Origin of the sequence: Paludibacter sp. (assembly GCF_009712605.1) — a bacterium.
In the GTDB taxonomy this organism is placed as follows: Bacteria; Bacteroidota; Bacteroidia; order Bacteroidales; family Paludibacteraceae; genus Microbacter.
Window position 1 is genome coordinate 172,142 of the sequence record NZ_WASO01000003.1, and the last position, 20,194, is coordinate 192,335.

Consider the following 20,194-nt stretch of genomic DNA (forward strand, 5'->3'; position numbering starts at 1 on the left):
TATTTTCCGATGCCGGATTTCTATCTTTTTTGTAACATTATTTCAGGAGATTGTCTTCTGAATGTGAAGTCTTCTTATTTTTTATCCGCTGTTATACGATAGGTCCAATTTATTGCGTTATTCAATATCATAAGCTTAAATTAATCGACATGAAGAAATCTATCTTATTTATTTTGTTGTTGGGTATTACAGGTATAATGTCGGCACAGACATTTGCTCTTGGACTCAAAGGGGGATACGAAGCGGCAATGAGTTATAATGATTTGCTCAATACCAATCTGGTTACATCCACCGGAGATCAGATTAAATCGGGTTTTGCAAGCGGTTATCAGGTTGGAGCCTGGATGCGATTGGGAGGTAAAAAGGTTTATCTTCAACCGGAGGTTCTTTTGAATGTCAAGAAAACATCTCAGACTTTCAATGTGGGAGGATCAACCTATATGGCAACATACAAAACTCAGGCTATTGAAATTCCGCTTTTGGTTGGCTATAAGGTGTTGTGCGTTGGTCCGCTTGCCCTACGCCTCAATGCAGGCCCGAAAGCTATTATTGACGCCGGATCGAGCTCGAATCTGAATCAGTATGCCGCAGTGGTTTCACAGGACTTTAAAAAAGCTACTTGGGCGGCTGAGGGTGGTATCGGTGTTGACATACTTTCTGTTTCGCTTGATTTGCGCTACTCACAATACCTTTCCAATTCTTACTCGGTGACATTCAATAATGCGCCGGTTATAAACATGAAGAGTAATAAACAAAGCATTTACCTCACTTTGGGGTGGAGGTTGTTTTGATATTATTACTACATAAAAAACGAGGGGAGAGTGTTTCAAAACATTCTCCCCTCGTTTTATTGTGACCTTTGTAGTTTTATTTATTGGCTTTTGCCCAACTGTCTTTCAAAGAAACAGTACGATTGAAAACTAAATTTTCAGGTGTTGAGTCGGGATCTACGTTGAAATATCCGATACGTTGGAACTGGAAGTTGTCCAATGCTTTCGCATTCTTCAACCATGGCTCTACCTTCACATTATTCAGCACCTTCAACGAATCAGGATTTAGTAATTCACGGAAATCCTTGTCTTTTTCTTCCGACGGGTTTTCAACGGCAAACAGACGGTCGTACAAGCGAACTTCTGCATCGATAGCATCATTAACGGTTACCCAGTGGATAGTGCCTTTCACCTTGCGGCTACTGCCTTCCAGTCCGCTACGGGTTTCGGGATCGTATTCCGCGTATACTTCGGTTACTTTTCCTTCCGCATCTTTCTTACAGCCGGTACATTTTACGATGTAAGCGCCTTTCAGGCGTACTTCCTGACCAGGAGTCATGCGGAAATACTTCTTAGGAGCATCTTCCATAAAGTCATCGCGTTCTACGTATAACTCTTTCGAGAATGGCGCTTCATGCGTTCCTCCGTTTTCATCTTCAGGGTTGTTGACCATTGTTACCGTTTCGGTTTGTCCTTCGGGATAGTTGGTCAAAATCAATTTTACCGGATCGAGCACGGCACTTACGCGGGTTGCTTTGGCATTCAGCACTTCACGGGCGGCGTGTTCAAGCAAAGAGACATCAATGATTCCTTCGTATTTGGTATAACCGATTTTTTCGATGAAGTTGTGGATTGCTTCGGGGGTATATCCGCGACGACGCAAACCGCAAAGGGTCGGCATACGGGGGTCGTCCCATCCACTAACCAAACCTTCCTGAACCAATTGCAACATCTTTCGTTTACTCATTACTGTGTAGGTAATGTTCAGACGATTGAACTCGATCTGCTGTGGACGGTAATCATCGGTTTTCAGTTGATCGATAAACCAGTCGTAGAGTGGACGGTGCACCACAAATTCAAGTGTACAGATGGAGTGGGTAACGCCTTCAAAATAATCCGATTGACCGTGCGCGAAGTCGTACATCGGATATGCTTTCCATGTGTAGCCTGTGCGGTGGTGCGGATGATCGGTGATGATGCGGTACATGATCGGATCGCGGAAGTGCATGTTGGGTGAAGCCATATCGACTTTGGCACGCAACACCATTGCTCCTTCGGCAATTTCGCCGCTATTCATTTTTTTGAACAACTCCAGACTTTCTTCAACAGGACGATTGCGGTACGGGCTTTCGGTTCCCGGAACGGTAGGAGAGCCTTTTTGTTTGGCAATCTCTTCGGCCGATTGTTCGTCGACGTATGCAAGTCCTCGTTTGATGAGGTCGGTGGCAAAATCCCACAATTGCTGGAAATAGTCGGAAGCATAGTAAACGTTACCCCATTGGTATCCTAACCACTGGATGTCTTCCATGATGGAATCCACATACTCCACGTCTTCTTTCACAGGATTGGTGTCGTCGAAACGGAGATTGCAAACGCCGTTGTAGTCGCGTGCAATACCGAAGTCCATGCAAATGGCTTTGGCATGTCCGATATGAAGGTATCCGTTCGGTTCCGGCGGGAAACGGGTCTGTATCCTTCCTCCGTTTTTACCATCACGAATGTCTTCTTCGACAAGGGTCTCAATGAAATTGAGGCTCTTTTTGGGTTGTTCTGTCATTTCACTCATATATGATCGTTTTTGCTCTTTGTTTAGTGTGGATTACCGCAATTTAGCACCTAGTTTTTCTTCAAACTGTTTGATAAGCTTTTGCATGATTCCGTCAATCTGTTTGTCGTTCAGCGTTTTTGCATCGTCCTGCAATGTAAAGCTGACAGCATACGATTTTTTGCCGGCTTCCAGATTTTTGCCTTCGTACACGTCGAACAACTGAACTTTTCTCAACAGGTTCTTTTCGGTAGCATTGGCCAGTTTTTCGATTTCGGCAAACGAAACATTCTTATCAATCAAGAGTGCCAGGTCGCGTTTTACTTCCGGGAATTTTGATATTTCCGTGAATGAAACTTTATTGCGGGTACTTTCAACCAACAGGTTGTTCCAGTTCAAATCGGCGAAGAAAACCGGCACGTCGATGTCGAGTGCTTTTAACTGTTTCTTTGCAATGCTGCCAAAAATGGCCAGTTGTTTTCCTTGTTTGGTTTTGATGACTAAAGCTTCGGCAAACAGGTCATTGGTTGTTTCTGTTTCAACGATCAGCTTCTGGAGGTTGACTCCCAGACGACGCAGAATATTCAGCACATATCCTTTCAATTCGAAAACAGATGTTTTCTCGTCGGCACGCACCCAGCTTTGAGCTGTTTTGTTGCCGGTGAGCCACAATCCGAGGTGCATGTCTTCGGAGTAAGCAGCCAGCGGCTTGCCTTCTGCTTTCTTTTCTGCATTGAAATAGTAGCAGTTGCCGAATTCGTAAAATTTCAGATCCTGATTTTTACGATTTACGTTGTAGGCAACGCTTTCCAGTCCACCGAACAGCAATGTTTGACGCATGGCGTTGAGATCGGCGCTGAGCGGATTCATCATCATCACCAGATTGGCAGCGGGGAACGAACTCAATGTTTCGTAGTAACCTGCTTTGGTGAGCGAGTTGTTCAGTATTTCGTTGAAACCGCATCCGGTAAGTTGTTCCGAAATAAGATTTTGCAGTTTGTGGCTGTCGGGTTTCGACGAGTAGCTGATCGACGATTTTACCGATTCACCCGGCAAAACGTTGTTGTAGCCATAGATACGCAGAATATCTTCGATCACGTCCACATCGCGCTGAACATCCACGCGGTAGGTCGGAACGAGCAGTTTCATGCCTTCAGCCGTTTCGCTGGCAATCTCTATTTCGAGGTGATGCAGTATTTTCTTGATTGTCTCTTTTTCAATCTCCTTTCCAATCAGGCTGCTGATTTTGTTGAAGGTAATGTCTACTTCAAACGGTTTGATCGGGGTGGGGTAGATGTCCACAATGTCGCTGGAGATGGTGCCTCCGGCCAATTCTTTAATCAACAGGGCTGCACGTTTCAATACGTACACGTTGTTGTTGGGATCGCAACCGCGTTCAAAACGGAACGATGAATCGGTGTTCAGTCCATGACGACGAGCCGTTTTGCGCACCCATACCGGATTGAAGTAGGCGCTTTCGAGGAACACGTTGGTGGTGCTGTCCGAAACGCCCGAATCGAGACCTCCGAATACACCGGCAATGCACATGCCACCGTTTGCGTCGCAAATCATCAGGTCTTTGTCGCTGAGGCTGCGTTCGGCTTCGTCGAGCGTGGTGAATTTTGTACCTTCGGGCAATGTTTTTACAATCACCTGTTTGCCTGCAATTTTATCAGCATCGAACGAGTGGAGCGGCTGTCCGGTTTCGTGCAAAATGAAATTGGTGATGTCCACCACGTTGTTGATGGGGCGCAGACCAATGGCTTTCAGGTAGTTTTGCAGCCATTCGGGCGATTCTTTGATTGTGACACCGGCAATGCTTACACCGGCATAGCGTGGACAAGCCTCGCTGTTTTCAACGGTTACGCTTACGGATAAATTATGATTCTCAACGGCAAATGCGTCAACCGAAGGTTTGGTGAGTGTTCCTTTCAGCCCGTTTGCAGCAAGATAAGCAGCCAGGTCGCGGGCTACACCGAAGTGTGATGCAGCATCCACACGGTTGGGAGTGATGTCGACTTCCAGCACATAGTCGTCTTTGACGTTGTAATATTCTTTGGCGGGTGTGCCCACAACCGCGTCGGCAGGCAGTACGATGATACCGTCGTGGCTGGTTCCGATGCCGATTTCATCTTCGGCACAGATCATGCCGAACGACTCTTCGCCGCGGATCTTTGAACGTTTGATGGTAAACGACTCTTCGCCCGAATAAAGTACGGTGCCGATAGTGGCAACCACAACCTTCTGACCAGCCGCTACATTAGGCGCGCCGCAAACGATTTTCAGCGGTTCAGCTGCACCCACATTGACGGTGGTTACGTGCAGGTGGTCTGAATTCGGGTGCTCATCACAAGTGAGCACTTCGCCGATAACCAGCCCTTCGAGGCCGCCTTTGATGGTTTGTACTTTTTCAATGCCACCGGTTTCGAGTCCAATGGAAGTTAACGCTTTGGATAACTCTTCGGGAGTTAAATCAGTATCAATGTATTGTTTTAGCCAGTTGTAAGAAATGTTCATTGCAAAAACTATGCTTATAAATGTGGTTTATTTCTCATTATATCAAACGAATAGTGTTTTCCTTAGAGAAATAAAAGGTGATTTGTGATTTTTTTAAATGGAACTGCAAATGTACATTTTTTGCACTAAAAACCGGAAGATTTTGTGTGAAAAACGCTGACAAATACGATTTTGGTGAGTTTAGCCTCTGTTTTTTCATTGCTTTTTTGCAGTTTAGTGGTTTGGCTGCGATGCTATAAGTCAATGGATTGTCGCTCGTTCACAAAAAAACTCGTATCTTCGTAGCTCAAAACCGAACCTCTTACAGACTATGAAAATTAAGATCGTAAATCAATCGAAACATCCTTTGCCTCAGTATGCTACCTCCCTTTCTGCCGGAGTAGATCTCCGCGCTAATCTTGACGAACCGGTTACCATGCTTCCGCTGGAACGCAAATTGATTCCTACCGGATTGTTCATAGAATTGCCCGAAGGTTATGAGGCTCAGATTCGTCCGCGCAGTGGTTTGGCTATCAAAAAAGGGATTACTGTATTGAACTCACCGGGTACGATTGATGCCGATTACCGTGGCGAAATTTGTGTGATTCTGGTTAATCTTTCTAACGAACCGTTTGTAATCGAAGACGGCGAGCGTATCTGCCAGATGGTGATTGCTGCTCACGAACAAGCCGAATGGATCGAAGCTGAAGAACTTTCGGAAACAGATCGTGGTGCCGGAGGTTTCGGACATACAGGGAAACATTAACAAATCCCAGAATCTAAAAGTTCCACAATTCCAGGCAAGCTTAGTTTCGTTTGGGATGTTGAAATACTGAACCTTGAAATAGACAGGAATGCCAGAATCGAACAGGATAGAATACAAACTGGAACTTACCGATAATTTGGAGAAAGAGGTGGTTGCCTTTCTGAATTACCGGGAGGGAGGCTTTATCTATCTTGGCGTCGACGATTCGGGCAATTCCATTGGATTGAAAGACATTGACGGAGACCAGCTCAAGGTGAAAGACAGGCTGAAAAATAACATCTTACCATCCTGTATGGGTCTGTTTGATGTGGTTGTTGAAAAAAGAGCTGGCGTTGATATCCTGAAAATTATTGTGGCCGGAGGCAGCGAGAAACCTTACTTTCTGAAAAAATACGGCATGACCGAAAAAGGATGCTTTATCCGTACGGGCAGTGCTGCCGAGCCTATGCCTCAACAGATGATAGAGGAATTGTTTTCGCGCCGGACTCGCAATTCTATTGGCAAAATTGTCTCCAACCGTCAGGATCTGAGTTTTGAGCAATTGAAGATATATTACGAGAGTAAGGGCATTGTATTGAATGACAAGTTTGCCCGGAATCTGGAATTGCTGACGGCAGATGGTAAACTGAATTACGTGGCTTATCTGATGTCTGACGAAAACGGATTGTCCATAAAAGTGGCAAAATATGCCGGTACGGATCGCGTAAACTTAATTGAAAATAACGAATATGGCTATTGTTCTCTAATCAAGGCGACAAAGCAAGTGCTTGATAAATTGGAACTTGAAAACAGGACAGCTGCTAAAATCACATCAAAGGAACGACTTGAATCCCGTTTGTGGGATCCCATTGCCATTCGCGAAGCAGTTGTTAATGCGATGGTGCATAACGATTATTCGGGAGAAATTCCACCGAAATTCGAGATTTTCTCCGATAGATTGGAGATTACTTTTGCCGGTAGTTTGCCGGAAGGAATTGACCGTGAAGAGTTTTTTGAAGGGATTTCCGTGCCACGCAATAAAGAGATCATGCGGATATACAAAGACCTTGAAATGGTGGAACAGTTGGGCTCAGGAGTTCCCCGTATTTTGCAGGCGTATCCGAAAGATTGCTTCAAATTTACCTCTCATTTTCTTCGCATGACATTTCCTGTTGTAGGTGGACAGAAAGGTGGACAGAAAATCTTGTCAGATAGGCAACAAACTATATTATCCCTTATTTCCGAAAATTCTCATATTACCCGCAAGGAACTATCTGTACAGTTAAATATCAATGAGTCTGTTGTTTCAAAGCATATTAATACTTTGAAATCGTATGGTTTATTGAGGCGGGAGGGTACGTTTAATGGTTATTGGGTGGTGTCTGATTCACCTGCGGAAGATGTTGCAGGTGGACAAACAGGTGGACAAACAGGTGGACAAACAGACAAACATTAAAAATTCCAGACTGAATCGATCTTGTTTGGAATACTGAAATACTGAACTTTGGAATTATGAATTTAAATTTCATCGGAATCATTCCGGCACGATACGCCTCGACGCGTTTTCCGGGCAAGCCGCTTGCCGATATTGCCGGCAAAAGCATGATTCAACGGGTGTACGAGCAGACCTCGCTGGCGCTCGATGCGGTGGTGGTGGCTACCGACGATCAACGAATTTTCGATGCTGTGCTTGCTTTCGGTGGTAAAGCGGTGATGACGTCCGACCAGCACAAAAGCGGTACCGATCGTTGCTACGAAGCACTGACCAAAGCGGAAGGCGAATTTGACGTGGTAATCAATATTCAGGGCGACGAGCCGTTTGTGAAACCCGAACAGATTGAAGAGCTGAAAGCCTGCTTCAATGATGCTTCGACCCAGATTGCCACGTTGGTGAAACCTTTCTCTGCCGATGACGATTTTGAGGTGCTGTTCAATGCAAATTCTCCGAAGGTGGTCTTCAATGCCAATCGCGAGGCGCTTTATTTCAGCCGTTCCGTTATTCCATACTATCGCAATGCTCCGCATACCGAATGGTTAAAGAAGCAAACTTATTACAAACATATTGGCATGTATGCTTATCGTGCGCAGGTGTTGGGCGCAGTAACAAAATTGCCGCAATCACCGCTCGAACTGGCCGAATCGCTCGAACAACTCCGCTGGCTCGAAAACGGTTACCGGATTAAGGTCGGCATCACCGACACTGAAACCATTGCCATCGATACTCCCGAGGATTTGAAACGGGCTAACGAGTGGTTTTTGAATAGAGCAAAGAGCCAAGAATAAAGAGCCAAGACATCCCGCTCGTAACTTAAATTGTAAATTGTAACCCCGATAGCTATCGGGAAAATCGTAAATATAAAATGACATTATCTCCTCTTTTTGCCATCTCACCTGTCGATGGCCGTTATCGTTCGAAAGCAGAACCGTATGCTGCTTATTTTTCAGAGTATGCCCTGATCCGTTACCGCGTTCGGGTGGAAGTAGAATATTTCATCGCGCTTTGCAAATTGCCGCTGGAACAGCTGAAGGATGTAGATGCTTCCGTTTTTCCTGCGTTGCAGAAGATATACACCGACTTTACCGAAGAGGATGCACAACGCATCAAAACCATCGAGCAGACCACCAACCACGACGTGAAAGCGGTGGAATATTTCTTGAAAGAGAAATTCGACCTGTTGGGACTTCAGGATCATAAAGAGTTTATCCACTTCGGATTGACTTCGCAGGATATTAACAACACATCGGTGCCGCTTTCGGTAAAAGAGGCGCTCGAAAATGTCTTTTATCCCGAAGCCGAAAAGGTGGTTGCCACTTTGCAAAAAATGGCCGACGACTGGAAAGATATTTCAATGCTGGCCAAGACTCACGGTCAACCGGCATCACCTACACGTTTGGGCAAAGAGATCATGGTGTTTGTGTACCGCCTCGAAGAACAGTTGAAACAATTGAAGGCTGTACCTCTGTCGGCAAAGTTCGGCGGCGCAACCGGTAACCTCAACGCACACCACGTGGCTTATCCTCACCACGACTGGAAAGCCTTCGGTAATAAGTTTGTAAGCGAATCACTCGGTTTGCAGCGTGAACAATGGACAACCCAGATCTCTAACTACGATAATCTGGCAGCCGTGTTCGACGGCGTGAAGCGTTTCAATACCATTCTGCTCGACTTGTGCCGCGATATCTGGACCTATGTTTCGATGGAATATTTCAAACAACGTATCAAGGCCGGAGAAGTTGGTTCGTCGGCTATGCCGCACAAGGTGAACCCGATCGACTTTGAAAACGCCGAAGGAAATCTGGGCATCGCCAATGCTATTCTGGAACATTTGTCGGTGAAATTGCCGGTGTCCCGTTTGCAGCGTGACCTGACCGACTCTACTGTGTTGCGCAACGTGGGTGTACCTTTTGCTCACTCGATGATTGCCACTCAAAGTATTCTGAAGGGATTGGGTAAACTGTTGCTGAACGAAGATGCGCTTCACCGCGATCTGGAACACAACTGGGCGGTAGTGGCCGAAGGTATTCAGACGATTTTGCGCCGCGAGGCTTATCCTTCCCCCTACGAAGCGTTGAAAGCACTTACCCGTACCAACGAAGCCATCACCGAAAGTTCTATCAAGGCGTTTATCGAAACGCTTGACGTGAACGAAGCGGTGAAAAGTGAGTTGCGGGCCATTACCCCGTTCAATTATACGGGAGTATGATTTTGATTATCAAATACAAACAATACATCTGTGAATAAATTTCTTCAAATTCTTATCCGGTTTATACCCCCGTATAAGAAATATGTAGTGGGCAGTATCGGGAGTAACTTTCTTTCGGCGCTGTTTACTTTGTTTTCTTTCGGTGCAATTATACCTATCCTGCAAATTCTTTTCGGGATCGAAAGCGCTACTTACTCTTACAAAGCATGGAGCTTTAATAATTCCATGAGCGAAATAGGAGCAGCGCTGAAGAATAACGTTTTCTGGTATATATCGGATACGATTCAGAGACAGGGAGCTATTACAACCCTTGCTTTTCTGGGCTTGTTCTTAATCATCGCAACCATGCTGAAGACCGGTTTTTCGTTTTTGGCAAGTTACTATACAGTACCTATTCGTACAGGGGTTTTGCGTGATTTACGCCGCGATATTTATGCCAAGATACTAAGTCTTCCCATTGGGTTCTTTTCTGAAGAACGCAAAGGAGATATTATGTCTCGTATGACAGGCGATGTGGGTGAAATTGAGAACTCGGTGATCAGTTCGCTCGACATGATCTTCAAGAATCCGATTTTGATACTGGTTTATGTTGTTACTCTGTTTTCTCTCAGCTGGGAGTTAACCCTGTTTGTAATGGTGCTGTTGCCGATAAGTGGCTATTTGATTGGTATGGTGGGGAAAAAGCTGAAAGCCAGGTCACTGGTCGGGCAACAACAATTAGGGCAGTTGCTTTCACAGATAGAAGAAACTCTTGGTGGTTTGCGTATTATCAAAGCGTTCAATGCCGAAGATAAGGTGAAAGCACGGTTTGCTCAGATCAACGAAGCGTTGCGACATACCAATCTTCGCATCAACAGTCGCTATTTATTGGCACACCCCATGAGCGAATTTTTGGGAACAGTAGTGATTGCTATCCTGCTTTGGTTTGGCGGTATGTTGATCTTGACGCACCATAGCAGTATTACAGCACCGACTTTTATTTACTATCTGGTTGTTTTTTACAGTATTATCAATCCGGCAAAAGATCTGTCGAAAGCAGTTTATAGTATTCAGAAAGGGTTGGCATCGCTGGAGCGTGTGGATAAAATCCTCAAAGCTGAAAACACGATGAAGGAAGCCACCGAACCTAAAAAGCTGGATGCATTTCGGGATAAAGTTGAATATAAAAATGTATGGTTCAAATATAAGAATGACTGGGTACTGCAGGAAATTAATGTTACAGTAGAAAAAGGAAAAACCGTAGCGTTGGTTGGACAGTCGGGTTCTGGTAAGTCTACTTTCGTCGACCTTTTGCCCCGTTTTTATGATGTAGATAAAGGCGATATCATGATCGACGGAGTAAACATTAAAGATACCAGCTTGTACAACTTGCGGGCATTGATGGGTAACGTGAATCAGGAGGCTATTCTGTTTAACGATACTTTCTTCAACAATATCACATTCGGGGTGGAGAATGCTACGATGGAGCAGGTGATTGAAGCTGCCAAAATTGCCAATGCTCACGAATTTATAATGGCTACAGAAAAAGGCTATGATACCAACATTGGAGATCGGGGAGGGCGGCTTTCCGGAGGACAGCGCCAACGTGTCAGCATTGCCCGGGCTATTCTGAAAAATCCGCCGATTCTTATTTTGGATGAGGCTACCTCTGCTCTCGATACCGAATCGGAACGCCTGGTGCAGGATGCCATCGAGAACCTGATGAAGAATCGTACGTCTATTGTGATTGCTCACCGCTTGTCAACAATTAAGCGTGCCGACGAAATTTGCGTGATGCACGAAGGGCGCATCGTGGAGCGCGGCAAGCACGACGAACTGATCGTTCTCGACGGTTATTACAAAAAGCTGTGTGATATGCAGTCGTTCTGAAAAAAAGCATGTTGATATACATAACAAAGCTATTATTTCACAAGGGAGTGAAATAATAGCTTTGTTTTTTGTGTTGTTTTTAATTAAAAAACTACTATATTTGCATCGATTACTGATTGTTATCGATCAGTAAACCTTCCCATTCATCAAATTCCAAAAAACTATTTTACAAAGGGTAAGTTATGTCGTATTCGTACGATTGTTGTTTAATTTTAAAATATTGTGACCATGAAGAAAATTGTTTTCTCTTATTTGTTGATTTGTTTGGGATTGCTTTCCTGTAGTAAAAACAGCGATGCTGATTTTCAGATTGCATCTCCTTTCAAGGCCATGAAAGACAATAACGCTTGGCTTTCGACATCCAGTTGGGCTAACTTCAGTAAGAAGGATGGCACGTTTACAATTACCGGCAATAAGCATGGTCAGATATACTATGATGACGAGCAGGTTAGTCTTACCTTTAAATCGTCATCCGTTCAATCGTCAGGCGATGTGAAAGATTTCTCTTCCGATTGGAAATATATTGTTGGTGGAGATGCAGTTGCTGATTCGTACACTATTGATCCGTCATTTGACAATCAGTTGAAAATAACTAAAATTGATGCCGAAAACAAAACAATTACAGGCACTTTCGTTGTCAGGATGGTTCGGGATGCACGCCAATCTTCCAAAGGAGAAACTCTTTTATTTAAAAGCGGACAATTCAATCTTTCTTACAGAGTAGTTGATTAACTCCGTTGATGTTGGCTCCATTTAAAAAGCAAGAGAATGTCTCGTTTTCGGGACATTCTCTTGCTTTTTTACGATAGCGTCATCAATTTCCACTGCCGCCACTGCTGCTACCTCCGCTTTTTACATCATCGTTCTGGATGCCCCGGCGGGCTTTCTTAACGTCCATTCCCATTTTCCCAAAATTGTAGGTTACGCTGCATCGCAGGCTTCGGCTCGGATAGGTCGATTCACTGTGTTGCGTGTAGTTTGGATCGTTGTAGTTAGAGGAATATATCTGCATTTTTTTGAAGGGATTCGATACCGACAGGTTTACCGACATTTTTTTGTCGAAGAACATTTGCGACATGCTGATACCACTGTAAGAATAGGTAGACGATTTTCCCTGCAACATAATACTCGGAGAGTAAATTCCGCCGTTGAAACTGATAGAGTTGCCTTTCCACAATACGAAGCGCGCTCCCAGATAATTACTGTAGGTGTACCCCTTATTAGTGATAGAGTAGCCATTGTTGGCTTGCATCTTTGTATAGCGTCCGCTACCATTGTAGTAAATATTGAATTTTTCGCTGGGGCGGTACGACACGTAGACGTTCAGACCGACATTCATATCCGTTCCAATATTTTGGTAGGTTGTCGATTTTATTCCGTCTGTATTAATCGTGGACAAACTCTCGATGGAATTGTTGGTGAAGGCTCCTCTGCCAGTGAGACTGAAATTGAATTTCGGGGTGAACGTGCTGTATCCCAATTCGAACGAATGAGCAATCTCCGACTTAAGATGAGGATTACCGAAAGAGATATTTTGAGGATCGGTGGTGTTTACATATGGATTCAGATACCAGATGCCGGGGCGATAGAGTCGTTGGGTATAAGATGCTTTAATGTTTCTCCCAGGCTTTAACTGGAAGTTGAGCGTAATGTAAGGCACTACATTCTGAAGGTGATTGTTGAATTTAACTTCAGTAGCAGATGTAGAAGTCGCGTTGTTCCACGTGAACTCGGTTCTGACTCCTCCTTTGGCAGTTAATTTCTTTAGCTTTAATACATAACCGCCATATGCGCCGAGTATATATTGATTATAATCCAGTTCATTGCTTTTAGACTGGCTGTAATCCCAATTGCCGGTTTGAGAATTCAGCAGATAGGTATCCGAGTTGCTGTCGTTCTGGCGATAAATGGCTTTTACTCCGCATTCCATCTGATGTTTTGCCGACAGCGGATCGTAATAATCTATCTGAAGAGTTTGCTCCCGTGTCAAAGCGTCGGTTGAGGAGCGCTGCGAATAGGGAGAATAATTAAAGGTGTTTACGATGTCCGATTCATAGTTTGATTTGTTCGGATTATTGTCGAGTTTGTAGGATACGGTGAATGTTTTCTCCGGTTTTTTGAAACTGCGCTGGTAGTCTATATTGCCCGATAGTGTGTTGTAGTTGGTTTTGCCGTTGTTTACATTGTCGAAATATTGCGAACGGGAGTTATTGACGTCAAGGACATTGGTGGAGGAGAGCGAATTGGATCGGTAGTCATATCCGTATCCCCAAAACGATGCACTGATCAGATTTAGCGAATCGATGTCATAACTTGCTTCTCCCGAGAAATTGCCGGACGATCCGTTATAAGTCGAATTCCCTGATGAGTTGGTGGTGTGATAGGTGTCGCTCAAAAAGTTCGTTCTGTCGGAGGTGTATTTGTTTTCAGGCTCTTTGAAATGATTGTACGAGTATCTTCCGGAGAAACTGAATTTGTTGATTTTTGTTGCCAGATAAAGGCCTCCGTTGTATCCTCCTCTGGAGTCGAACCCTGCATTGATGCTTCCGTTATATCCGGCCATTTTCTTCTGGGTGGTGATGATATTGATGATACCGCCTACGCCTTCGGCATCGTATTTTGATGAGGGATTGGTGATTACTTCGATGTCTTTGATGCTATTTGCAGGAAGACTTTTGAGAATATCTTTCAGATTGTTCGACATCATGGATGAACTTTTGCCATTCACCAACACTTTAAAGTTGGATTGACCGTTGAGTGATATATTATCTTCGGAGTCGACTGTAATAAGAGGTATTTTGCGAAGCATTTCCAGTACATTGGAGGTTTTTGATTCCGGATCGGCCTCCACGCTGTAGGTTAGTTTGTCCGGATCTACCTTTACCAGCGGTTTTTGGGCCACAATCGAAACTTCTTTCATTACAACCCCTTCTTCCATAGCTACTTTGCCGACGTCAGTTTTGGCCTCGGTCACGTTGGCGACCACTTTTGCCTCCTTGAATCCCATGAATGACAACACTACGGTGTATTTGCGTTTCTCTTTTACGGCGAACGAAAACTTTCCATTAATGTCGCTGCTGATCTTTTTTAAAACTTTTGCGCTGTCATTTTGCAGCGTAACGGTAGCATACGGGATAGTTTTCCCGTTGGAGGCTTCTACTGCCTGTCCGGCAATTTGGTACGGAAGATTCTTGTTTTCGGCATGTAGCATCAGGGCTCCGAAAAACAAGCAAAGAAGGGTGATTTTTTTATACATGGATTGATTTAATAAATGAACAAAAATAATTTAACAGACTCTGTGCAAACCTACGACAATTTCGTATTTACACAACACCATCAATTTTAATTTAAATATTTTTATTTGTTATGTTTTATATTAAAATGGAAGGTCTCCTCATCAATGCGGGCTTATGTATGGATGGAGAAATGAAAGGAATAAGGAATTTTAAAAAGCAGGAATGTTGTAAATGTTATTTTAATTCACGAATCGGATAAAATTTCGGGGCCGTTACGCCCCGAAATGATGATTTGTATTGCCTTTCAGCAATTGCACTACTAGTCCCAAAGGAACATTTGGAGAAATGTGGTTGAATTTATTTCTTTTGTGCTATCCATTGTAAGGCATTGCCCCAAAGCTCTATCCTGGAATCAGGAGTGACAGTTTGAGAGATTTCACGGATATAGATTCCGGAAGAAAATGTTCCGCCACGAAGTGCAAGATTAAGTTTATTGATCCGGCTGTATTCATCAAGAACTAAATGTCCATGATTACTGGCGGATACGTTCAGATAGTTGATTTTAGAATTGGAGATGCTTATCCCACAGAACTCTTTGGAGACATTCAGCTGCAAAGAATCCAGATCGAAATTAGATATTCGGCAGGATACTCTCCTGACAATAACTTGTTTGATCTTTGGCGTTATCAAGAGACCTTTAGCATTATGGCTGAAGCGAATAACCAATCCGGAATCGGTTGCTTGCCAATGTATATTCGGGTCATTTTCTAGCATCAGGACGTTGTCATTTCCTCTTTTAATGGAAAGAGAATCCTCGTTCCAGAGATCGGCGCTGTCGGGAGCAAAAACATACACGCGATCGAAGGTTTTATTGAGTTTGTGCTTTGTGAAATTGCGATACGGATCATTCCAGTTGGTATGGTCATACATTTTTTTGAGCCCGGCGGCGTTGATTGCAAAGCCAATTATAAACACAACTATGGTGCTTATTATGATTATATTACTTGTTTTCATATGCTTTTATATTACGTTTAGATACAACATGAAACATAAATGTCGGATGCTTACTCGTGCCCGGGAGCATCAACGTTCTTGTTTGTTTCGTTCTGGAAGCCGGCTTTATAGTGTTCAAAGCGAGCTGTAACGTCTTTGAAATCGATTTCCAGCAAGAGAATCGTCTTGAAAATCTCGGGTAGGGTATTCTCCAAAAAAGGATTTTGCAGCGTCTCCATTACTTTTTGTTTAGCATTGGCCGCAATGAAGTAGCCTATCCCCCGCCGGTTGTAGATGATCTCTTTTTGTTCCAGATATTCATAGGTGCGGATTACCGTGTTGGGATTTACTTCCAGTTCGATAGCCATTTCCCGGGTCGATGGAATTTTATCTTCTTCTTTGAAGGTTCCCAGCAGAATTTTCTCGCACACTCTGTCGGCTATCTGGATATATATCGAATGTTTATCTTTGAATTCCATAGATCAGAGTTGTTTTTCTTTCATCTTGAAATAGAGTGCAAACCAACAAACATAAACCAAATAACTCGGCAGATAGAGAATTCCTTTGTAGACCATTTGACCGTATTCGTGGTTTCTCATGTAAGAAATAGTATCGAAGCTACCGTTTCTGAATCCCTCGATGGGAAGTATCCAGTTGAAAGTCACCCCGGGAAGTGCATAAAAGAATAGAAAGAACAAAATGATGATTGCGATAAAGGTTTTAACTATGGCATATCGCTTGAAGGTGTGCATCCCAAGCAATATGAGCGCTTGCAAAGTGAGAAACACCAGAATGGCATCTTTCATTGTAGCTGCTTCATCCTTTGCAAATAGGGTGGTGGTTGTATGATAGAATGAGTCGTAGGCGGAATGCATTACCGGAACTGATATGGACAATGCAGCTCCAAATGCAATTAACATTACCGGAACCATAAACAGAAAAATGGCGGCCAGTTTCTCAAGGGTGCTTGTCGGTTGCGTGTAATAAGCAATTTGCTTGGTATGTGTATTGATGATTCGGAAATAGGTCAGTAAAATAAAGACTGAGCAAACACCTAACGAAAGTATGTAGGCTGCTGAAATATTGAAATGAAAATAAGACGGTTTACGGTTTGCATCCCAGTCGTTATTTTGATACAGAACAAAGAAATCGAAAGCTACAAGGACAATGAATGACCCTATGAGCAGTAGATAATTCTCTAACCACTGCTTGCGAACAAGCAACGCAAATCTTTTAGCGGAAAAAATATTATTCATCTTATGATTAGTTTAAATTAAACAGGTGGTTTATCTTTTCGGGACATTGTTGTACTCCGTTGAATAAAAGTTCCATGTCGAGCTGAGAATCTTCTTGCTCTGCATTTTTAAGCAGAATATTGTGGCCTTTCAATGAACTTTCAGAGTAAATAATGCCCTGGTCATTGCCGACTGTTTGTACGGTCTTGAAACAGAGCTTTTGAGTAATTACCCCGACATTTTCATTCAAAAGAATGTGGTTGTTGTGCAAGATAACCAAATGATCGATCAGAGTCTCCAGATCCCGCACCTGATGGGTGGAGATGATGATGCACTTATCTTCGTTGGCAATGGAGGCCATGATTCGCCGGAACTGTCTTTTGGAAGGAATATCGAGTCCGTTGGTGGGTTCGTCGAAAAGAAGAAGTTTAGTATTGGTGGCAATGCCGAACCCTATCATCACTTTCTTTTTTTCTCCGTACGACAGAGAACGCAGTCTGCTGTCAGGGTTAATTTCAAACTCGTCGAGGTAACGATGAAATTGGTTGAGATCGAACTCCGGATAGAAGGGAGCATTCAGACTAACGAATTTTTTGATCCGCATGTCGGGCATATAAAACTCTTCCGGCAAAAAGAACAGTTCGCGCATCAGCGACGGATTTTTGCGGGCAGCTTTCTCTCCCAGTGTTGTGCACGAGCCGGAGGAAGGGGTTGCCAAGCCGCACATCATTTTGAGCAGTGTGGTTTTTCCGGCTCCGTTTTTGCCCAGCAATCCATAGATGGAGCCCGGCTGAAGTGTCAGATTTAAATTGCTGAACACCTCCTTTTTCTTTGAATAAGCAAAGCTAACGTTGTTCAAGGTTATCATATTCTATTTATTTAGTGTTCTATATAACTAATACACTGCAAATATAGTGGCCTTATTATTTATTTCCAAATATTTCCAGTAAAAAATTAGTTGTATTTTAAAATCAATCTAATAATCAGGCGTTTAAAAATAAAAATCCCGAAACCGTCGGGCTTCGGGATTATCAAATATGCCTGTTCTACATTTAATTTTCAGTCTTTTCTGGAGTCTCGCTGGTTGATTCGTCGCCGGCATCTTCTCCGATTTCGGCATTCAAATCAGCAATAACCTTCGGGAGTTCTTCTGCCGGAACGTTTATTTCTTCAATTTCCGATGAGGCTGATGTTGGTTCATCGCTATCATTTTTGTCTTCTTTCAGATGTTCCGTAACACAATGGAAAACACGTCCGGGAAACTCTTCCACCCAGCGCAGATTATGTGTCGCAATAATCACAGCGGTACCGGCTTTGTGGATTTCATAGAGCAATGAAATCAATTCATGTCCGTTTTCACTGTCGAGATTTCCGGTTGGTTCGTCTGCCAGAATTAGTTCAGGAGAATTGAGCAGCGCTCTGGCAATTGCAATGCGCTGTTGTTCGCCACCCGATAACTGGTGTGTCCACCTTTTGGCTTTCTTCTCCATTCCAACCTGTTCCAGAACCTGAATGACCTGATTTTCGATGGCTTCCTTATTTTTCCACCCGGTGGCTTTCAGTACAAAAGCGAGATTGTCGAACACGTTTCTGTCTGGCAACAGTTGAAAATCCTGAAAAATGATACCAATTTTTCTTCTCAGGAAAGGAATCTGAGTCCGTTTTATTTTACGAAGGTCGTAGTCGAATATGCGTGCTTCTCCCGATTCAACAGGTATTTCTGCATAAAGCGACTTCAGGAATGAACTTTTTCCGCTACCGACTTTGCCGAGAAGATAAATAAAATCACCCGGAGCAACCTTCAGATCTACGCTGCTCAGCACGGTTACATCATCATGACAAATATCAACGTCTTTGTACGAAATAAGTTCTTTGGATTCCATTTCTGATATTGATTTATAAGCAATTATTCTTTGATTTCTTCCATTGCTTTCTGGAAAATTCGGCGGCTTTTCGAACCGTCAATTTTGCCCGAAGGACCGGTGATACATCCATCTTCGCAGGCCATTACTTCAATGAAGTTGCCGGGCGCTTTTCCTTTGGCAAAAGCACGTAACAAAGCTACATTTTTTTTGTCAATATTGGCGACTAAAACGGGTTTTATCGACACGTCGGGATACATTCCCTGCACGGCAGCGGCGACTCCGCCTGAGCGTGCAAAACCTTTACCCGGTTTGGGAGCATCACAGCACATTGCACCATCGCTTGATGGGGTAATTTCAATTTCCAATCCTTCAAACACGGAATCAAGCTCCTCAAATGTCCAAACATAGTCAACGCTTTTGTTGTTGAACATCTCTTTGCGTTTGGCTACGCACGGCCCGATGAATACGATTTTTGCATCCGGATATTTCTGGCGTACGATTTCCGCCGTGTAGTACATGGGCGATTTTGTCGTGGAGACGAATGGTTTCATCTCCGGTACGTGCTTGTTGACCAATTCGGTGTATGCAGGGCAGCAGGAAGTGGTCATGAATTGCTGGCCTTCTTCCAGTTTTTCGCGTAACTCTTCGCCTTCGTTACGGGTAGTAACCATAGCTCCGTGTGCCACTTCTTCCACCGCATGAAATCCGATTGATTTGATGGCTTCGAAAATATCTGCTATCGGGTTGGCATATTGAGACATGACAGATGGAGCCGGTATTGCCACCACTTGAGTACCGTTTTTGATAGCTGTCAGTACATCGAAAATTTCGGATACTTCAAAAATGGAGCCAAAAGGACAGGCGTTAATACATTTGCCGCAATAAATACATTTGGATTCGTCAATCTTTTCAATGCCGTTTTCATCCTTTGAGATGGCCTTAACCGGACACACCTCTTCGCAAGGAATAGGTATATAGACAATCGAATGGTAGGGGCATGCTTCTTTGCAGATACCACAACTGATGCACTTTGAGTTTTCAATGCTTGCCTGTCCGTTTTCCCGGAAAGCAATTGCTCCTTTCGGGCAATTCATGGCGCATGGGCGGGCAACACATCCGCGACACAGGTTGGATACCACATAGTTAACTTTAACGCAAGATGTACATGCTTCGTCGACTACTGTGAGTATTCGTGGGTTTTGAGTACGGGGAGCCAATGCTTCGCGGGCATAATCCGAAAGAGGTCTCAGTTCATCTTCTTCCTGATCAATGCCAAAACCGAGGATTGGCAGCATTTTATATTTGATTACCGCACGTTCTTTGTGGATGCAGCAACGCCCTTTTGCGATACCGTGTTTGGGAGACATTTCAAGGGGAATACGGTCGATGCTCTCGATCATTTTATTTTCTTTCCAGAGTTTAACAAGTCTGGAAATGAGCACTCTACGTACAATCATCGTGTTATTTGCAAATGCCATTTATCAAAAGTATTTGTGTGATTTTTTCTTTTTAATGC

At 43.7% G+C, this 20,194-nt stretch carries 16 protein-coding genes; 7 read left to right on the forward strand and 9 right to left on the reverse strand.

Going from position 1 to position 20,194, the window contains the following annotated elements:
* Nucleotides 1-149 precede the first annotated feature (149 nt).
* Nucleotides 150-791 carry a porin family protein gene (locus F8N35_RS04685; RefSeq protein WP_293050196.1) on the forward strand — a complete coding sequence of 214 codons (642 nt, stop codon included), beginning with the start codon at nucleotides 150-152 and terminating at the stop codon, nucleotides 789-791.
* Nucleotides 792-867: 76 nt separating this feature from the next.
* Here the strand turns inward: F8N35_RS04685 and F8N35_RS04690 are convergent, their stop codons facing one another.
* Both F8N35_RS04690 and pheT read right to left on the reverse strand, forming a co-directional pair.
* Nucleotides 868-2,556, reverse strand: coding sequence for a glutamine--tRNA ligase/YqeY domain fusion protein (locus tag F8N35_RS04690; RefSeq protein ID WP_293050197.1), 1,689 nt, complete (start codon nucleotides 2,554-2,556; stop codon nucleotides 868-870).
* 33 nt (nucleotides 2,557-2,589) lie between these two features.
* Complete coding sequence (gene pheT / locus F8N35_RS04695; RefSeq protein ID WP_293050198.1) at nucleotides 2,590-5,052, reverse strand: phenylalanine--tRNA ligase subunit beta; 2,463 nt, start codon at nucleotides 5,050-5,052, stop codon at nucleotides 2,590-2,592.
* 310 nt (nucleotides 5,053-5,362) lie between these two features.
* Here pheT and dut point away from each other — a divergent pair, with 310 nt between their 5' ends.
* From dut to F8N35_RS04725, 6 genes are all read left to right on the forward strand, one after another.
* Nucleotides 5,363-5,797 carry a dUTP diphosphatase gene (gene dut, locus F8N35_RS04700; RefSeq protein WP_293050199.1) on the forward strand — a complete coding sequence of 145 codons (435 nt, stop codon included), beginning with the start codon at nucleotides 5,363-5,365 and terminating at the stop codon, nucleotides 5,795-5,797.
* Between the two features lie 88 nt (nucleotides 5,798-5,885).
* Complete coding sequence (locus tag F8N35_RS04705) at nucleotides 5,886-7,232, forward strand: RNA-binding domain-containing protein (RefSeq protein ID WP_293050200.1); 1,347 nt, start codon at nucleotides 5,886-5,888, stop codon at nucleotides 7,230-7,232.
* A gap of 56 nt (nucleotides 7,233-7,288) precedes the next feature.
* Nucleotides 7,289-8,059 (forward strand): 3-deoxy-manno-octulosonate cytidylyltransferase, encoded by a 771-nt coding sequence (kdsB, locus tag F8N35_RS04710; protein ID WP_293050201.1) that lies wholly within the window; start codon nucleotides 7,289-7,291, stop codon nucleotides 8,057-8,059.
* 77 nt (nucleotides 8,060-8,136) lie between these two features.
* Nucleotides 8,137-9,480, forward strand: a complete 1,344-nt coding sequence (gene purB, locus F8N35_RS04715) for an adenylosuccinate lyase (RefSeq protein WP_293050202.1) — start codon at nucleotides 8,137-8,139, stop codon at nucleotides 9,478-9,480.
* A gap of 30 nt (nucleotides 9,481-9,510) precedes the next feature.
* Entirely contained in the window at nucleotides 9,511-11,349 is a 1,839-nt protein-coding gene (locus F8N35_RS04720; RefSeq protein WP_293050203.1) for an ABC transporter ATP-binding protein, read from the forward strand.
* Between the two features lie 228 nt (nucleotides 11,350-11,577).
* Nucleotides 11,578-12,081 carry a DUF6252 family protein gene (locus F8N35_RS04725; protein WP_293050204.1) on the forward strand — a complete coding sequence of 168 codons (504 nt, stop codon included), beginning with the start codon at nucleotides 11,578-11,580 and terminating at the stop codon, nucleotides 12,079-12,081.
* An 82-nt stretch (nucleotides 12,082-12,163) separates the two neighbouring features.
* Here F8N35_RS04725 and F8N35_RS04730 read toward each other — a convergent pair whose 3' ends face one another.
* The 7 genes from F8N35_RS04730 to F8N35_RS04760 form a co-directional block, all read right to left on the reverse strand.
* The gene (locus F8N35_RS04730; RefSeq protein ID WP_293050205.1) at nucleotides 12,164-14,605 is read right to left on the reverse strand and encodes a TonB-dependent receptor; all 2,442 of its coding nucleotides are present in this window, start codon (nucleotides 14,603-14,605) and stop codon (nucleotides 12,164-12,166) included.
* Nucleotides 14,606-14,942: 337 nt separating this feature from the next.
* On the reverse strand, nucleotides 14,943-15,599 hold the full coding sequence (locus tag F8N35_RS04735; protein ID WP_293050206.1) for a hypothetical protein: 657 nt from the start codon (nucleotides 15,597-15,599) through the stop codon (nucleotides 14,943-14,945).
* Nucleotides 15,600-15,649: 50 nt separating this feature from the next.
* Nucleotides 15,650-16,057, reverse strand: a complete 408-nt coding sequence (locus tag F8N35_RS04740; RefSeq protein WP_293050207.1) for a GntR family transcriptional regulator — start codon at nucleotides 16,055-16,057, stop codon at nucleotides 15,650-15,652.
* Nucleotides 16,058-16,060: 3 nt separating this feature from the next.
* Nucleotides 16,061-16,834, reverse strand: coding sequence for a hypothetical protein (locus F8N35_RS04745; RefSeq protein WP_293050208.1), 774 nt, complete (start codon nucleotides 16,832-16,834; stop codon nucleotides 16,061-16,063).
* A gap of 7 nt (nucleotides 16,835-16,841) precedes the next feature.
* On the reverse strand, nucleotides 16,842-17,681 hold the full coding sequence (locus F8N35_RS04750; RefSeq protein ID WP_293050209.1) for an ABC transporter ATP-binding protein: 840 nt from the start codon (nucleotides 17,679-17,681) through the stop codon (nucleotides 16,842-16,844).
* A gap of 184 nt (nucleotides 17,682-17,865) precedes the next feature.
* Nucleotides 17,866-18,696, reverse strand: coding sequence for an ATP-binding cassette domain-containing protein (locus tag F8N35_RS04755; protein WP_293050210.1), 831 nt, complete (start codon nucleotides 18,694-18,696; stop codon nucleotides 17,866-17,868).
* Between the two features lie 23 nt (nucleotides 18,697-18,719).
* Nucleotides 18,720-20,156: a monomeric [FeFe] hydrogenase gene (locus tag F8N35_RS04760; RefSeq protein WP_293050211.1), complete on the reverse strand. Its 1,437-nt coding sequence runs from the start codon at nucleotides 20,154-20,156 to the stop codon at nucleotides 18,720-18,722.
* Between the last annotated feature and the right edge of the window lie 38 nt (nucleotides 20,157-20,194).

Bases quoted from the DNA above. Each gene is read 5' to 3' on its own strand.
- F8N35_RS04685 (WP_293050196.1), top strand. From the start codon at position 150: ATGAAGAAATCTATCTTATTTATTTTGTTGTTGGGTATTACAGGTATA.
- F8N35_RS04690 (WP_293050197.1), bottom strand. From the start codon at position 2,556: ATGAGTGAAATGACAGAACAACCCAAAAAGAGCCTCAATTTCATTGAG.
- pheT (WP_293050198.1), bottom strand. From the start codon at position 5,052: ATGAACATTTCTTACAACTGGCTAAAACAATACATTGATACTGATTTA.
- dut (WP_293050199.1), top strand. From the start codon at position 5,363: ATGAAAATTAAGATCGTAAATCAATCGAAACATCCTTTGCCTCAGTAT.
- F8N35_RS04705 (WP_293050200.1), top strand. From the start codon at position 5,886: ATGCCAGAATCGAACAGGATAGAATACAAACTGGAACTTACCGATAAT.
- kdsB (WP_293050201.1), top strand. From the start codon at position 7,289: ATGAATTTAAATTTCATCGGAATCATTCCGGCACGATACGCCTCGACG.
- purB (WP_293050202.1), top strand. From the start codon at position 8,137: ATGACATTATCTCCTCTTTTTGCCATCTCACCTGTCGATGGCCGTTAT.
- F8N35_RS04725 (WP_293050204.1), top strand. From the start codon at position 11,578: ATGAAGAAAATTGTTTTCTCTTATTTGTTGATTTGTTTGGGATTGCTT.
- F8N35_RS04730 (WP_293050205.1), bottom strand. From the start codon at position 14,605: ATGTATAAAAAAATCACCCTTCTTTGCTTGTTTTTCGGAGCCCTGATG.
- F8N35_RS04735 (WP_293050206.1), bottom strand. From the start codon at position 15,599: ATGAAAACAAGTAATATAATCATAATAAGCACCATAGTTGTGTTTATA.
- F8N35_RS04740 (WP_293050207.1), bottom strand. From the start codon at position 16,057: ATGGAATTCAAAGATAAACATTCGATATATATCCAGATAGCCGACAGA.
- F8N35_RS04745 (WP_293050208.1), bottom strand. From the start codon at position 16,834: ATGAATAATATTTTTTCCGCTAAAAGATTTGCGTTGCTTGTTCGCAAG.
- F8N35_RS04750 (WP_293050209.1), bottom strand. From the start codon at position 17,681: ATGATAACCTTGAACAACGTTAGCTTTGCTTATTCAAAGAAAAAGGAG.
- F8N35_RS04755 (WP_293050210.1), bottom strand. From the start codon at position 18,696: ATGGAATCCAAAGAACTTATTTCGTACAAAGACGTTGATATTTGTCAT.
- F8N35_RS04760 (WP_293050211.1), bottom strand. From the start codon at position 20,156: ATGGCATTTGCAAATAACACGATGATTGTACGTAGAGTGCTCATTTCC.